The following is a 15,515-nucleotide window of genomic DNA, read 5'->3' on the forward strand; positions in this document are numbered from 1 at the left end:
GGCCCATCCGCACATCGAGCCGGTGCGGCCGTCGTGGAGGATGTAACCACCAGAGGGCCGGGGTCATTCCGGGGCGGGCCTGTCGAGCCGGCGCGGTCGATCCTGGGGATGTAACGACCCGCGGGCCGGTGTCATTCCGGAGGCCCGCCGAGCTAGTGCGCTCGGTCGTGGGGATGTAACGACCGGGCCGGGACTGGCATTACAACCCACCCTGGGGCGGGCCGGCGGCCGGTGGTGCTGCGATCGTCAGGGTATGTAACCCGTCCGGGGCCGCCACGATTCCGGCCCCAGGATGCCACCGGCCACACCCAGAAACCACCCACAGACGACATCTCGCCTACACCGGCATCCCCCAGCCCCGTCAGACCAGCCGCTCAGACGATGATCCACTCGACATCGCCGATATCGCGGTATCCACGGCACCGGGACACCCCGACATCGCCGATATCGAGTCGATCAACCCCGCCCAGGCCCGCGCACCCACGGGACGCCGCCCCGACGCCGGAAGGCAGAGCCGCCGCCACGCCGCAGGCAGAGCCGCCGCAAGCGGCACGTCGCAGGCAGAGCCGCCGCACGCCGCACGTCGCAGGCAGAGCCGCCGCACGCGGCCGAAAACCCCCAGACACCCCAAACCGGACCACCCGCCGAAGGCGTGCCGTGGCACCTGCCCGTCGCCGCACGAGCGGTGCGGCGTCCGCCCGTACTCGGCGCAGGGATCATCACGCCTGACCGCCCAGAGCCGGGCACGCCGGGCCCCAGCCCCAGCCCCAGCCCCAGCCCCGAACAAACCGCAACCACCCCCCGACCAACCGCAACCATCCCGTCAACCGGCCAGCGGAGGCGAATGCAGGCTGGCGCCCGTCGGAAGACTCCGACGGGCGCCAGCCTGAGGTGCGATCCGGGCACTGCCCGGTTGGGGGTGCGGATCAGTGCGCGGCTCCACCGAAGCGCTGGCGGCGACGCCAGGCCAGGGTCAGCAGCAGCATGATCGCGCCAGCGCCGACGAGGCCGCCGCCGAGCTTCATGGGCGTACCGATGCTGTCACCGGTGACGGGCAGCGGCTGCTTCTTGTGCAGCACCCGCAGGTCGGCGGTGTCGGTACGGGCGGACTCCCGACCGGTGGCGGTGAAGGTCAGCTGACCTGTCACCGACGGCCGGTAGCTCTTGGTGAAGCGGCCCTGGCCGTTGGTGCGCGCCGTGACGGTGAGCGGGGCGCTCGCCTGGTAGGCGACCGGGGCCATGGCCACGATGCTGCCGTCGCTGCGGCGGGCGGGCGCCTGGCCGGGGGCCGGGGCCGCCAGCGGGGTGACGGTCACGGTGATGTCGACGGTCTCGTTCGGACCGAAGCCGGTGCCGGTGAGCACTACCGTCTCGCCGAGGTAGATCGTCGGCCGGTTGACTGTCAGCGACGCGAGCTGCGGCGTGTACGGCGGCGGCTGGGGCGGGTCCGTGGTCGCGGACGGCGTCGGCTGCGGCTGTGCCGCCCCCGCTGCGGTCGGCACGGCCACCACGGCCAGACCGACCGTGAGCGCCATGATGATGCGGGATAGCCGCATGATTGGTTCCCTCCTACTGGTCACATCGTGGTGCGGAATGAACTTGGGTGGTCCATGGGTTGGCTGTCGGGGTCAGCCACAGCTCGGCCTGTCCGACGCTGGTTTTGGCGGTCAGGACCGTCATCTCCAACGTCTGCTCGGCGCCGGGGCCGACCTCGAGGTTGGCCGTGGCGACCTGGCGGCGTCGTTCGGTGCCGCTGCCGAGCGCGGTCTCCGAGCCGTCGAGCCGGGCGTCGAGCACTGCGCCCCCCGCCGGGCTGAAGACCGACACCAACGTGCGAGCGGTGTACGGATCACCAGCCATGCCGAGGCCGAGGACGGACTTGCTGAGTCCTGACTTCGGTGCCGTGGAGCGCAGGGTGACCCGCAGCCGGAGCTCGCGGCGGCCGTCGGACCGGCATTCGCCGACCGTCAGGTTCGCCGTCGGCCGCAGGTAGTAGCCGAGCTTCGCGCCGCTGCCGTCGTTGAGGAAGACGCCGACCGTTGGCACGGTGTCCTGTTCCGGGAGCGTCCCGGCCATCCGGCTGTCGCCGAACATCCGCTGTTCTTCCGGTCGGGCACTCCAGAACAATATCCGGCGTTCGGTGATAGCACGGTCAAATGCGGACAACAACACCCGTGGGTTGACATTCTTCGTGAAGAAAGCGTCAAACACCGCAGCGGCGGACGCGGCGAAGAACTCGTCCTGTTGCTTCACGTCCAGCCGCTGGTAGCTCTCATTGAGCAGGGTCTGCACGACCTTTTCGCTGGCCAGTGGCACACCGCCGGGTACCGTGACCGGGCCTGTCGCCTTGAGCAGATACGAGAGCACCACCGGGTCCACGGCGAGCACGCCGTCGACAGTGATGCCGGTTCTACGACGGAACATCTCCCGGTACAGGCCCGCCGCGGTCGGGAAGTGCGGGGTCAGGTTGACGTCGGCCGGGTACATGCCGGGCAGGTCGGTCCAGAGGGCCCGGGTCTCGGCGGACAGCTTCAGCGGCGGGATGAACCGGGTGAGTGACGAGCTGCTGCCCTGCCGGCCCATCCGGACCGAACCCTTGTCAGCCTCGATCACGGCGTACGCCCCGAACATGCCGCCGGTGGCGCGCAACTCGGCCAGGTTCTGCGACACGAGCAGGTATTTCCGCGCGCCGTTCGCGCCGAGCAGCGGCGGCAGCAGGCGGGCTCCCTGGTCGGCGGCGGCGGTGAGGCTGGCCAGCCGGTCGATCTCGCCCCGCAGGTCGGTCAACGCCCGCCGGATCTGGCTGACCAGGCGGTCGGCGGGCACGGCGGCCAGGTCACGGCGTGTGCTCTGCACGGCGTCGTCCGCCTGGGACAGCTCGGCGGAGACCGCTGTGAGCTTCGCCAGGTCCAACCGACCTCCGGAGGGCACCAGGCTGGCCAGGTCGGCGCGCAGCAGGGTGGGGAACGCCTGCCGGGCCAGGTCGTCGATGGCGACGGCGATCCGCCGGACCGCGTCGAGGTCGTCGCCGGCGAACGGGGTACGGCGTCCGACGCGCCAGCTCGGGTCGGCCGTGGCGGCGCGAGCGGCGCCGGCCTGCTCCTGCAGGGCGGCCAGGGTGCGCAGGCCGCGGTCGGTGTCCCCGCCCACCACCTGCGCGCTCAACTCCCGCGCGAGGCCGGCGGCGTTGAGCAGGTGGGTACGCGCCTGCCAGCCACGGAAGCCGACCCACCCGCCGCTGACCAGCAGCAGCGAGCCGACCACAAGCGCAGCGAGCAGAGCCCGGCGCAGGCGCGCGCGGCGGCGCCGCCGGGATCGGCTCCGCCGTCGACCTGGCCGTTCGCTCTCCGTCACAACCGCACTCCGTTTCGTGGAATCGGACAGTCGGTCTGATTCCCTGACGTTCTTAACATGCCGTGAGGGATCTCGTACCGTTTTGGCATTTACGGTCTGTTACGCGAGGTTTCTCGCGGCCCTTCCGCAGGCTGCGGAACGCGGCCGGCCGCCTCGTGCAGCAGGTGCTCGATCCGATCCACCCCGGCCGACAGGGACATCTCCCGCAGGTACGCCTCCCGGCCCCGGCGACCCATGTCGACGCGCGTCGGCGGCGGGATGGTGGCGGCCAGCCAGAACCGGTCGGCCAGCGCCGCCCAGTCCTCCGGCGGGCAGGACAGCCCGGCTCGCGCACGTTCGACAATCTCGGCGGTGTCGCCACCGGCCGAGGCGACCACCGGCACGGCGCAGGAGAGCGCGGCCTGCAGCTTGGCGGGCACCATGCCGCGAAGCTCCGGCAGGTCGCGCAGCATGACCAGTTGGTAGTCGGCGGCCGCGTACAACTCGGGCATGTCGACCGGGGACCGCCGCTCCAGGAAGCGGACGTTCTCCGCGCTCAGCTCGGCGGCGAGCCCCCGCACCCGCCGCTCGTCCGCGCCCGAACCGACAAGGACGAGGTCCATCGTGCGGTCCAACGCCGCAGCGGCCCGTACCGCCGTCTCCAGGCCCTGGCGGGCGCCGATGGTGCCGGCGTGCATGACCACGCAGCGGTCGTCGCGGCGGACCAGTTGGCGGGCCGCCGCGCCGGGTGACGCCGGGTGGAAGATCCGCTCGTCGGTCCAGTTCAGCACCAGTCGGACCCGGGCCGGGTCGGCGCCGGCGCTGACCACCAGATCCCGCATCGAGGGCGCGGTCACCGCGACCCGCGCGGCGGCCCGGTAGATCCGGGTCATCGCGGTGCCCATCCGCGGCGACCAGCGGCGGTCGCCCGCCTCGTCGGCGCCGTCGCGCGCCCAGACGTCCTGCACGTGCAGCACCGCCGGCACCTTCGGCAGCAGTCGCAGCACGGCGGCGGCGGCGAACGTGGTGGCCGGCAACTGGAAGACGTAGAGCACGTCCACGTCGCCCAGGAACCGGCGCGCGGCCAGCGAGGCGCTGCCGGCGAAGGAGAGATAGCTGGCCATCCGCGCGCCCGTCGAGCCGCCGCCGGCGGAGTATCGCGGCACCCGACGGACCGACAGCCGTTGACTGTGCGTCTCGTGGTGCCAGCGCTGCCGCCAGCCCGGATAGACGTGACCCCCCGGGTAGTCCGGAAAGCCGGTGAGCACCCGGACCTCGTGACCCCGCGCGGCCAGCTCCTCGGCGAGGCTGCCCGGGATGAAGGCCGGCTCGGGCGGGAAGTGGTAGGACAGGATGCCGATCCTCACCGTGCCACCGCCGTCGGTCCCGGATCGACGCCGGTCGGCGCGGCACCGCGCCGAGCGGGCATCCGGCCCGCGTACGATGCCACCAACCCCTCCCCGCGCGGCCACCGGCGTCGACGCACCGCCCCCGCGGTGCGGCGGCCCGTGTCCGCACCGACGAGAGGGCTACCGATGGCCGACCACGTGCTGTTCGTCTGCCACGCCAACCTGTGCCGCTCACCGATGGCCGAGTACCTGGCCCGCCGGCTGCTGGCCGACCGGCCGGTGCTGGTGTCCAGCGCCGGCACCGACGCGATGGACGGCATGTCCATGCATCCGTACGCCCTGGAGATCGCCGCCGAGTGCGGCGCCGACCCGACGGTGTTCGCCAGTCGGACGCTGCGCGCCGAGCACCTGGCCGACGCGACGCTCGTGCTGACCGCGACCCGCCGGCAGCGCTCCGTCTGCACGGCGCTGGCGCCCGGCGCGCTGCACCGCACGTTCACACTGCGGCAGTTCGGCCGGCTGGCGGCGGCGGCCGAGACCCCCGCCGAGACGCCCGGCGACCCGCTGCGGGCCGCGATCGTCGCCGCCGCCAACGCCCGGGGGCGGCTGCAACCGGCCGCCCCGGACGCCGACGACCTGCGGGACCCGATCGGCGGTACCGCCGCCGACTTCCGACGCTGCGCTGAGGAGATCGAACGTTCGCTACGACCCCTCGCCGCGCTCATCGGGGCAACCGGGTGAGTTCCTGGGTGCGGTCGCTGACGCCGTTGACTCCGGCGTCCTCGCTGTGCCGGGCGGACGTGGCCCGGTCGGCCGGCACCGACGGCGGCTTGACCGTGGACGCGACCACCCGGTAGGCCTCGTACTGGTACGCCTCGGCCTTGGCCACCTTGGCCATGTTCAGCACGCAGCCGAGCAGCCGCACCGACACCGAGTGCAGCGAGCGGGCCGCCGCGGCGACCTGGGCCCGCGAGGTCCGGCCCTGCTGGCTGACAAGCAGCGCGCCGTCGGCCTGGACGGCCACCACGACACCGTCGGTCACCGCGAGCAGCGGCGCGGTGTCGATGATCACGATGTCGGCCGACTCGCGCAGGGCGAGCAGCAGGTCCGCCATCGCCTTGGAGCCGAGCAGTTCGCTCGGGTTCGGCGGGGCGGAGCCGCTGGGCAGGACGAGGAGCGACTTGTCGCCCCAGCGCTGCACGACGTCACCGACAAGCACGTCACCGACAAGCACGTCGGTGAGGCCGACACCGGCGTCCAGGCCCAGGTACTCGTCGACCTTCGGGCGGCGCAGGTCGGCGTCGACGAGCAGCACCCGCCAGCCCGCCTCGGCTAGGGCGATCGCCAGGTTGCAGGAGAGCGTGGTCTTACCCTCCCCCTGCAACGCGCTTGTCACGGCGATGACCCGGGCCGGCTCGTGCACGTCCACGAACCGCAGGTTGGTACGCAGCTTGCGGACCGCCTCGGCGCGAGCCGAGGTGGCGGCCTCGCCGACGATGAGCGGGGCGGTGCGGGCGGTGCTCTCGAACGGGATCTCGCCGAGCAGCGGGCTGCCGGTGGCGCGTTGCAGACCTGCGGCGTCCCGCAACCGGATGTCGGCGACGCCGCGCAGGATCGCCAAGCCGACGCCGAGCACCAGACCGAGCAGTCCACCGAGGACGAGGTTGCGCACCGGCTGCGGCGACACGGGGCTGGCGCTGACCCGGGGGCCGCTGACCACCTCTATCTTGATCGGCGCCTTACCCTCGGGCGTCGTCTCGACCTTCTGCACGAGGTCGACGAACTTGGCGGCGAGGGTCTCGGTGACCCGCAGCGCGCGGGTCTGGTCGGTGTCGGTGACCGACGCGCGCAGCAGGACCGTGCCGGTCTCGGTGGAGGTGCTCACCCGACGCTGCACCTCGTCCGCGGTGAGCCCGACGGGGGTCTCGGCCACCACGCTCTGCGCCAGGCGGTCACTGGTCAGCAGGTCGGCGTACGACTTGACGCGCTGCTGCAGGAAGAGACCACCCTGGTAGGCGTCGGTGACGCCCGAGTTGGGAGTGGTGACGAAGAAGGTCACCGAGGCGACGTACCGGGGCTGGGCCCGTACGGTCAGGAACGCCGAGACGCCCAGGGCCACCATGAGGGTGACCAGTACGACCCACCAGTGCCGACGCACGTGGCGCAATTGGCGGAGCAGGTCCATCAGGTGCGCCTCCGTGCCGGTCCGGTTACGCCAAAGAACTTCACGAAAACCCCCAAGGTCGTTTGTTAACTCGTGAAACCATTAAAGCCGCTCATACGCCTTATGTCCGGAGTTACGTACTTTCGGCGGCGCTGGGTGCGCTCGCATGACCAACCCGGCAGACGGCCATTCGGCATCGGTGACAGCGCGGAAAAGTCCACAGCCGATCTGACGGCAACCGAACGCATCGCGCCGAGCGCCGGAAACCGCCCGAGCCTTGGATCGACACCGGTCAACGCAGATGCCCCGCGCTCGGCGTCCCCCGCCAGCCCGGATAGGCTCGATCCCGGTGTGCCGGGAAGCCTGGTCGGCGATTGGTCCCCTGCTGTCCCGATGCCCCGAGGTGAACCCGCCAGATGCCCGACCGCACTCCGCCGCCCGAGCGGCCGTCCGACCGTCCGCGCCCCCGGATCCTGACGCGATCGTCCTGGCCCGAGGCCCGACACCTGGCCGACGTGCTCCGCACCGAAACCGTCGGCGGCGCGCTGCTGCTGGTCGGGGCCGTACTCGCGCTCGTCTGGGCGAACTCCCCGTGGGCGGCGTCGTACACCCGGCTGTCGAACTGGGTGCCCTGGCCCGGCGGCGAACGCCTACACCTCGACCTGACACTCGCCGCCTGGACCGCCGACGGCCTGCTGGCCATCTTCTTCTTCGTGGTCGGCCTGGAACTCAAGCGCGAGTTCGTCGCCGGTGACCTGCGGGACCCGCGACGCGCGGCGCTGCCGGTGGTCGCGGCCCTCGGCGGAATGGCGCTGCCCGCGCTGATCTACGTGGCGGTCATCCTGACGGCGGGCGGTGACGGGCTACGCGGCTGGGCGATTCCCACCGCCACCGACATCGCGTTCGCGCTGGCCGTCCTCGCGGTGGTCAGCTCACACCTGCCCCAGGGCCTGCGCGCATTCCTGCTCACCCTCGCCGTGGTCGACGACCTGTTCGCGATCACCATCATCGCCATCTTCTACACCGCAGACTTCCACCCGCTGCCACTGCTCGCCGCGCTCGCGCCGATCGCGCTCTTCGCGTGGCTGGTGCAGCGCGGACGTACCTGGTGGTGGGCGCTCATCCCCCTCGCGCTGGCCACCTGGGCCCTGGTCCACGCCTCCGGGGTGCACGCCACGGTGGCCGGCGTCCTGCTCGGCTTCACCGTGCCGGTCCTGGCCCGCCGACGCGCGGGCAGCGCCCCAGCAGGCGACGACGGCGGGCACGGCGGGATCGCCGCGCGCCTGGAACACCTGTGGAGGCCTGTCTCGGCCGGCGTCGCCGTGCCGATCTTCGCCCTGTTCGCCGCCGGCGTGACGCTGCGCGGCACCGACCTGGGCGCCCTGCTGACCGAACCCGTGGTGATCGCCATCGTCGCCGGCCTCGTGCTCGGCAAGAGCATCGGCATCTTCGGCTCGACCTACCTGCTGGCCCGGTTCACCCGCGCCGAACTCGACGAGGACATCACCTGGCCCGACCTGCTCGGCATCGCGCTGCTGGCCGGCGTCGGGTTCACCGTCTCGCTGCTCATCGGCGACCTGGCCTTCGGCGCCGGCAGCACCGCCGACGACCGGGTCAAGGCGGCAGTGCTCGCCGGTTCGGTGATCTCCGCCGTCCTGGCCGCCGTCGTGCTGGTCCGGCGCAACGCCGCGTACCGGAGGGTGGCCGAGCGGGAACAGCTGGACGCCGACGGCGACGGCGTGCCCGACGTCTTCCAGGAACCGGGCCGGAGCTGACCGCCGCCGCGTGGACGCCGATGTGGTGGTCATCCCCCGCACCGGCCAGCAGCGCGACGGCGGTCACCACGTCGACACGTACGCCGATCACTGCACACGCTGCCCGTCGGCCACCTGCCGCTGCTCCTGACGGATCTCCCGACCCAGGAAGTAGTTGAGCGCCGTCCGGATCGTGGCGATCGCCGCCAACTGACCGATCTGGGTGAACGACGGCGACACCGCCGTGCGCAGCACGTCCGCCGCCAGTTGGAACTCCAGGCCGAGGGTCAGAAACCGGCCCAGGGAGAGCCGGATCGGAGTGAAGACGGCGGCGGTGCGGTGTCGCAGCCCTTCGACCACGAACCGCACCGCCGCCCAGAACGCACCCACGAAGATCACCAGGGCTCCGGCGACCTCCACCCCGGCGACCAACACCTCGTAGCCCTGGCGTAGCAGCTCCGCCGGCTCCACCCGGAGCCGTTACCCGCCGCCGGGGCGGATAGTCGATGCTCAGGTCAGGTCGTTCACCGCCTCCAGGATCAGCCAGAGACCCGAGATGGCGAAGAGCACCGCCGCGCCGTACTTGATTGTCTTCTCGGGCAGCCGGCGACCGAGCATCCGGCCGACGAGGATGGCCAGCGCGTCCGCGGCCACCATGCCGATCGTGGAGCCCAGCCAGGTGCCGAACCAGCCGTACTGGGTGGCCAGGGTGATCGTCGCGAGCATCGTCTTGTCGCCCAACTCGGCCAGGAAGAACGCCACCGACACCGCCACGATGGCCTTCTTGCTGGTCTTCTCGGCCTTACGCTTCTCCTCCTCGGTGAGCTTGTCACCGCGCAGCGTCCACGCGCCGAAGCCGAGGAACGCCACACCGGCCACCAGGGAGATCCACTCAGTGGGGAGCACAGCGCCCAGACCCGAACCGATGGCGACCGACGCCAGGTGCACCACCGCCGTGGCGATGGTGATGCCGATCAGCACGGGCATCGTCTTGAAGCGCGTGGCGAAGGTAAGCGCCATCAGCTGGGACTTGTCCCCCAGCTCGGCGACGAAGATGACGCCGAAGCTCACCACGAGCGCGACGAGGAAACCCTCCATGACATCCTTCCCGATCACACCGGGAGGAGGAACAGGGGCGCCCTCGACCCGGCTGCAACAGCCTGAGTCGAAGGTCTCGCCCGCCTCGGAAACCGAGGCCGCGTGGCCGGATGCGAAACGCACCAGTATGTCGACCACGACATTGGGGGCTACTCCCCTTCGCGCGACAAGCCTAGCCGATCACCAACGGCCACGACGAGACGGGTGAACGGGCTCAGCGGGCACGGGCAAGGGTCACCCCGAACAGCCCCTGCGGGTCGGTCCAGAACTCCGCAGCGGCGAAGCCCGCCACGGCCAGCTCGGCGGCGATCCCCTCCGGGCGGAACTTCGCCGACACCTCGGTGCGCAACTCCTCCCCCTCAGCGAACTCCACGGTCAGGTCCAGCACCCGGACCCGCATCGGCCGCGTCGCCCGCAACCGCATCTCGATCCACTCGCGGCTCGGATCCCAGCGCGCGACGTGCGCGAACGCCTCCGGGTCGAAGTCGGCGCCCAACTCCCGGTTGATCACGTGCAGGACGTTGCGGTTGAACTCGGCGGTCACCCCGGCCGCGTCGTCGTACGCGGGCACGATCACCGCCGGGTCCTTCACCAGGTCGGTGCCGAGCAGCAGCCAGTCGCCGACCTCCAACGCCGCGCGCATCCCGGCAAGGAACTCGGCCCGCTCGCCCGGCAGCAGATTGCCGATGGTCCCGCCGAGAAACACCACGAGCCGCCGGCCGCCCGTGGGCAGCCGGTCGAGCTGCCGGGTGAAGTCACCGACGATGCCCCGGACCCGCAGGCTCGGATAGTCGGCGGCGATCTGCGCGGTCGATCCCGCCAGCGCGCTTACCGACACGTCGAGCGGGACGAACGTGCCCAGCCCACCCTGGCGGGTGAACGCGTCCAACAGCAGACGGGTCTTCTCCGACGAGCCCGAACCAAGCTCGATCAGGGTCTTGGCGCCGGTCAGAGTCGCGACGTCGTCGGCGTGCTCGGCCAGCACCACCCGCTCGGCCCGGGTCGGGTAATACTCGGGCAACCTGGTGATCTCCTCGAACAACTCGCTGCCCCGGGAGTCGTAGAACCACTTCGGCGGCAGCCACTTCGGCTCGGCGGTCAGCCCGGCCCGGACGTCCTCGCGCAGACCATGCTCCAGATCCTGCTGCTCAAGGTAGATCTCCAACGGCTCAGCGGTCATCGGTCCTGCCTCTCTGCTCAGTCAACACGTGCCCGGCCGCCCGGCTCACCGGGTCGGCAGCGGGCGTACCCGCACCTCGTCCACCGTGGCGGTGACCAGCTGCCCCTGCGGCACCGACCGCCACCCCGGGTCGTCGTCGTGTGGCTCGGAGGCGAGCAGCACCGCACCCGGCTGCGCACGCACCGACAGCGCGTGCCCGGACACGCTCGCCACCACCCGCCGCCCATCGGTGAGCAGCAGGTTCAACCGCGACCCCGGAGCCGCCGCGGCCACGTCGGCCACCGTCTGCGCGACCGCCTCCGCCGGGTCGTCACCGGCGCGCAACCGATGCCGGACCAGCGCCCACAGCAGCGCCGAGTCAGTGGCGGCGTCCAGGGTCAGCAGGTCCCGCACCGGCAGCCCGGCGGCGAGCGGCACCACGGCGTCCGGCCAACCCCGGACCACACCGTTGTGGCTGAACAGCCACCGGCCCTCGGCGAACGGCGCGGCGGCGCCGTCGAGCACCGCCATACCGACGGTCGCCGAACGGACCGCGGCCAGCACCGCACCGGCGCGGGTCACCGCCGCCAGCTCCGCGATCGTCGGGTCACTCCAGATCGGCTGGGCACGCCTGTACCGCACCGGATCACCGTCGCCCGGGTACCAGCCGACGCCGAACCCGTCGGCGTTGATCGTGCCGCCGCCACGCATGTCGCGCGGCGCCCACGACTGCCGCACCAGCGAGTGCTCCGGGTCGAACAACAGCTCGGCCAGCGAGACCGGCGGGCCCAGATAGGCCAGGTGACGACACATCAGCGCGCCCCACCCGCCCGGCGACCACTCACCGGCCCGACTCGTCCGGGCCGGCGTCGCGGGCACACCGGAAACCGCTGAAGATCTGCCGGCGAATCGGATAGTCCCAGTTACGGAAGGTGCCCCGGCAGGCGGACCTGTCGGTGCCGAACGAGCCACCACGCAGCACCCGGTAGTCGTCGCCGAAGAAAACCTCCGAATACTCCCGGTACGGGAACGCGGTGAAACCCGGATGACCGGTGAACGTGCTCGACGTCCACTCCCAGACGTCGCCGATGAGCTGGTGCACGCCCAGCGGCGAGGCGCCAGCCGGGTACGCGCCCACCGGCGCCGGCCGCAGATGGCGCTGGTCGAGGTTGGCGTGCACCTCGGTCGGGTCGTCGTCACCCCACGGGTAGCGCCGAGACCGCCCGGTCGCCGGATCCCACCGTGCGGCCTTCTCCCACTCCGCCTCCGTCGGCAGACGCTTACCGGCCCAGGTCGCGTACGCCTCCGCCTCGTACCAGCACACGTGCACCACCGGCTCGTCGGCGCGGACCCGATCCCACCGGCCGAAGCGCTGGTACGCCCAACCGTCGCCGTCACGACGCCAGTGCATCGGCGCGACGAGCTGCTCCCGAACCCGATGCGCCCACCCGGCGGCACTCCACCAGCGCTGGTCGGAGTAGCCGCCGTCCGCGATGAAGGCCTGATAATCGCCGTTCGTGACCGGCGACGCGTCGATGGCGTACGCGGGCAGGTCGACGCGGTGCGCCGGACGCTCGTTGTCCAGCGCCCACGGGTCGGCGTCGGTGCCCATGACGAACTCACCGGCCGGCACCAGCACCTCCCCACCGACGCGGGCGGTCGGCTCGGGCGGCGGTGGGGCGTGCAGCACCGCCGGCCCCGAACGCAACTGGTGGGTGGCGAGCATCGTCTCGTCGTGCTGCTGCTCGTGCTGGACGATCATGCCGAAGGCGAACCCGTCGGCGACAAGCGGCCGGTCCGTGAAGCTCACCGCGTCGAGCAGGTCGTGCACCTTGTCGCGAACAGTGCCCAGATAGGCACGCGCCTCCGCGGGAGGCAGCAGTGGCAGCGCCGGGCGATCACGGCGAGGTTGCTTGAACGCGTCGTACAACTCGTCGATGTCGCACCGGACCGGCTCCCGGCCACCGACATCGCGGACCAGCCACAACTCCTCCTGGTTGCCGACATGCGCCAGGTCCCAGACCAGCGGCGACATCAGCGGCGAGTGCTGACGCATCAGGTCGGCGTCGTCGACCACCTCGGTCAACAGGGCCGTACGCGAGCGGGCACGAGCCAACTCCGCCGCGATCCGGCCACGCAACTGCTCACCGTCGGCGCGTGGAGTCGTGCTCGCGGTCACCGCTACATCCCTCGTTCCCGACTGCAGGGCTCGCAACCCCGGCTCACTCCTCGCGGTCACCGGTCTCCCCTCTTTGTGGCGGCCAACCGCCGCCGTATGCCTCGATCGATCTCGTCGTGGATTCCGGCCGGCAGCTCCAGCCGGGGCAGTGCGGTCAGGGCCAGGTCGAGCAGCGCCGCAGCGGTGGCGGCCAACTCGGGGTCGGCCAGGCCGCGCCGGGCCGCCGTCGACCATCGGTGCGCCACCGGAGCGCCGATCAGGTAGGCCGCCCCCACCGTGCCGGGGTCGGCGAACAGCGCGCTCAGCACCGCCAGCGGAAGGCGCCAGTCCCGGCCGGGTTGGGCGTCCAGATACCGCAACTCCAGGTAGCCGCGCGGGCGCACCGGCGGAAAGAGTGTGCTGACGTGATAGTCGAGGTCGTCGGTGGTCGGCGGGTCGGGCAGCGCCCCGTCGAGCCAGTCGGCGAACGTCACGCCGGGCGGCGGAGCCCAGTCGGAGCTCTGGCGACGGAGGCAGAGCAGCGGAGCCGCGAGGACGTACCGGATCCAGGTGGCCGACGGGTCCTCGTCGGCGCAGCCCGGCGCCCAGACCGGGCGGGTGCGGGCCGGGTCGATGGCCAACCAGGCGGCCATCCGGGCGGAGGCCCAACCGGTGCGCCGCCCCGCGTGCCGGTCGGCCGAGGCGAACGCCGCGAGCAGCGGCGGCCCCACCGCGTGGGCCGCCGCCCAGCGCGCCGCCACCTGGTCGGGCTCCCCCGCGTCGAGACAGACCTGTAGGCCGGCGGTGCTGTACATCATCGTCCGGCCGGCCGGACCACGCCTGTCGAAGGCGCCGCGCATGGCGCGGTAGCGGGGAGTTTCCAGCACCGGGCGAGGCCTACGGTGTGGGTCGATGCCGCTGCGACCGAGAATCAGACCGGCGGCTGCCAACAGGCCGGTGACCTGAGCGATGTCGGCCTCGGTGGCCTGGATCAGCGCGGCGGTCGAGGAACGCGGCGGGGTGGAGATCTCCAGCTGCCCGCCCGGCTCCAGGGTCACCGTGCCGCCGTGTCGCAGCGGCTCGGCGGGGCTCGTGGCGTCCAGCGTGACGGGGCTGTGTCGGCCCAGCGCCGCCCGCAGGCGCCCCAGGTCGACGGGCCGAGCGGGATCGTCGGCGTCGTGCACGGTCCATTCCAGTTCGACACCCGTGTGTGTTGGTGGACCGGTCTTGAAGCAGATCCGGGCGAGGTGCCGGCCTGCGGCAGCGGACTCACGCAGAATCGCGCTGCGATCCAGCTCGGGCGATGTCACCACCAGTGGTGCCTCCTCTCCGTGCGCCACGTCCGAGACAATGTGCCACCGTAAACCCACCCTCCGACACCGTCGGGGCGTCGACGGCGCCACCAACCCCTGTCTAACAGACGAATTTCCCCCCGCAGGGCGGAACGAACGGCACCGCGCACCGCTCAGCGCGGGGCGGGCCGCCCCGCCGGCTGCGACGGCGTGACCTTCGCCGATCCAGGCGGGTTCGGCTTGGACGGCTCCTTGGACGGCTCCGCCGAGGGCGCTGGCGTCGCCGCGCCGGGCTTCGCGTCGGGCACAAGCCGCTGGCAGTACGCCTCGATCTCACCTGCCCCGCCGGCGGCCTGCACCAGCCGTTGGAAGGCCGGCGTCCGCAGGGCCCTGTCCCGCTGCGCGGGCTTCTTGGCCTGCCAGGCGCGACACAGCCCGTGCAACTGGCCGTTCGGTGCCGCCCCGGCCGGCGGTGTGGCGGGGGCCGACGGCGTGCCGGACGGCGTGGTCGACGGTGCCGACCGGCTCGGCGCGGCGGGCGAGGTCGCCTCGGTGCCACCGGGGGTGCGCGGCGCGCTTGTGGGTGTCGGCGGCTCCGGATCCGGCGCCAGGTTCAGGCCGCCGGCGGCGAACGCGGCGCCTGCCGTGGCGGTGACCGCCAGCGCGCCGATCCAGGCCAGCGCGCCGGTGGTCAGTCGGCGGCGACGCGGTCGGCGGGCAACGGCAGGCGCGGCGGCCAAGGCCCGGGCGGCCCGGAAGGCGGCAAGTGCCGCCTTCTCGCCGGCCAACTCCCCGGGTTGGGCCGGTGCGGCGGCGGCGGCGAGCAGTCGGGCCACCGGGTCGGTCGCGGACGCGCCGGGTAGCCCCGACACGGCCTCCGAGTCGACGGCTGCCGGCGGGTCGACGGCTACGCGAGGGTGGGCGGGCATGGCAAGGTCGCCAGCCCTGCCCGGGTCGGCTGTCGCTTCGGCGCGGGCCGCGTCGAGCCGCCGTTCGGTCTCGGCGCGGCCGGCACGCCGGTCCGGCCGGTACGGGTTCACCCGGAATCCCCTCATGTCAGCCGTCCGCCTGCTCGGCCCGCGACGCCTGGCGGGAGCGACCGGCCCGTGGTGCGACACCCTCGGCGCCGACCGTCCGGATCGCGTCGAGCAACGGGATGACGCGCGTGTCGTCCGCGCCGGGCAACGGGGACGTGGCGTCGTCGCCGG

At 72.3% G+C, this 15,515-nt stretch carries 13 protein-coding genes; 2 read left to right on the top strand and 11 right to left on the bottom strand.

Annotation, left to right across the window (positions count from 1 at the left end):
• Nucleotides 1-926: 926 nt before the first annotated feature.
• The 3 genes from ACFY2Q_RS22315 to ACFY2Q_RS22325 form a co-directional block, all read right to left on the bottom strand.
• Nucleotides 927-1,556, bottom strand: coding sequence for a hypothetical protein (locus ACFY2Q_RS22315; RefSeq protein WP_387133245.1), 630 nt, complete (start codon nucleotides 1,554-1,556; stop codon nucleotides 927-929).
• A gap of 13 nt (nucleotides 1,557-1,569) precedes the next feature.
• Complete coding sequence (locus ACFY2Q_RS22320; protein ID WP_387133247.1) at nucleotides 1,570-3,354, bottom strand: DUF4012 domain-containing protein; 1,785 nt, start codon at nucleotides 3,352-3,354, stop codon at nucleotides 1,570-1,572.
• Nucleotides 3,355-3,443: 89 nt separating this feature from the next.
• Nucleotides 3,444-4,700, bottom strand: coding sequence for a glycosyltransferase family 4 protein (locus tag ACFY2Q_RS22325; RefSeq protein WP_387133249.1), 1,257 nt, complete (start codon nucleotides 4,698-4,700; stop codon nucleotides 3,444-3,446).
• A gap of 168 nt (nucleotides 4,701-4,868) precedes the next feature.
• On the opposite strand from ACFY2Q_RS22325, the gene ACFY2Q_RS22330 reads away from it, so the two are divergent.
• Nucleotides 4,869-5,423 carry a low molecular weight phosphatase family protein gene (locus ACFY2Q_RS22330; RefSeq protein ID WP_387133251.1) on the top strand — a complete coding sequence of 185 codons (555 nt, stop codon included), beginning with the start codon at nucleotides 4,869-4,871 and terminating at the stop codon, nucleotides 5,421-5,423.
• Here the strand turns inward: ACFY2Q_RS22330 and ACFY2Q_RS22335 are convergent.
• Entirely contained in the window at nucleotides 5,404-6,867 is a 1,464-nt protein-coding gene (locus ACFY2Q_RS22335; RefSeq protein WP_387133252.1) for a polysaccharide biosynthesis tyrosine autokinase, read from the bottom strand. The genes ACFY2Q_RS22330 and ACFY2Q_RS22335 overlap by 20 nt on opposite strands.
• A gap of 395 nt (nucleotides 6,868-7,262) precedes the next feature.
• Between ACFY2Q_RS22335 and nhaA the strand changes: the two genes are divergently transcribed.
• On the top strand, nucleotides 7,263-8,621 hold the full coding sequence (gene nhaA, locus ACFY2Q_RS22340) for a Na+/H+ antiporter NhaA (RefSeq protein ID WP_387133254.1): 1,359 nt from the start codon (nucleotides 7,263-7,265) through the stop codon (nucleotides 8,619-8,621).
• Between the two features lie 87 nt (nucleotides 8,622-8,708).
• Here nhaA and ACFY2Q_RS22345 read toward each other — a convergent pair whose 3' ends face one another.
• From ACFY2Q_RS22345 to ACFY2Q_RS22375, 7 genes are all read right to left on the bottom strand, one after another.
• Complete coding sequence (locus ACFY2Q_RS22345) at nucleotides 8,709-9,071, bottom strand: DUF1622 domain-containing protein (RefSeq protein ID WP_387133256.1); 363 nt, start codon at nucleotides 9,069-9,071, stop codon at nucleotides 8,709-8,711.
• Nucleotides 9,072-9,110: 39 nt separating this feature from the next.
• On the bottom strand, nucleotides 9,111-9,698 hold the full coding sequence (locus ACFY2Q_RS22350; protein ID WP_387133257.1) for a TMEM165/GDT1 family protein: 588 nt from the start codon (nucleotides 9,696-9,698) through the stop codon (nucleotides 9,111-9,113).
• A 214-nt stretch (nucleotides 9,699-9,912) separates the two neighbouring features.
• Nucleotides 9,913-10,878: an L-histidine N(alpha)-methyltransferase gene (egtD, locus tag ACFY2Q_RS22355; protein ID WP_387133258.1), complete on the bottom strand. Its 966-nt coding sequence runs from the start codon at nucleotides 10,876-10,878 to the stop codon at nucleotides 9,913-9,915.
• A 45-nt stretch (nucleotides 10,879-10,923) separates the two neighbouring features.
• Nucleotides 10,924-11,670: an ergothioneine biosynthesis protein EgtC gene (gene egtC, locus ACFY2Q_RS22360; protein WP_387133259.1), complete on the bottom strand. Its 747-nt coding sequence runs from the start codon at nucleotides 11,668-11,670 to the stop codon at nucleotides 10,924-10,926.
• A gap of 28 nt (nucleotides 11,671-11,698) precedes the next feature.
• Nucleotides 11,699-13,036, bottom strand: coding sequence for an ergothioneine biosynthesis protein EgtB (gene egtB / locus ACFY2Q_RS22365; protein WP_387133260.1), 1,338 nt, complete (start codon nucleotides 13,034-13,036; stop codon nucleotides 11,699-11,701).
• Nucleotides 13,037-13,092: 56 nt separating this feature from the next.
• A complete protein-coding gene (gene egtA, locus ACFY2Q_RS22370) occupies nucleotides 13,093-14,328 on the bottom strand; it encodes an ergothioneine biosynthesis glutamate--cysteine ligase EgtA (protein WP_387133465.1) in 1,236 nt (411 codons plus the stop codon).
• Between the two features lie 152 nt (nucleotides 14,329-14,480).
• Nucleotides 14,481-15,347, bottom strand: a complete 867-nt coding sequence (locus tag ACFY2Q_RS22375) for a hypothetical protein (RefSeq protein ID WP_387133261.1) — start codon at nucleotides 15,345-15,347, stop codon at nucleotides 14,481-14,483.
• Nucleotides 15,348-15,515: the final 168 nt, after the last annotated feature.

Origin of the sequence: Micromonospora sp. NPDC000316, assembly GCF_042898885.1 — a bacterium.
Taxonomy (GTDB): domain Bacteria; phylum Actinomycetota; class Actinomycetes; order Mycobacteriales; family Micromonosporaceae; genus Micromonospora.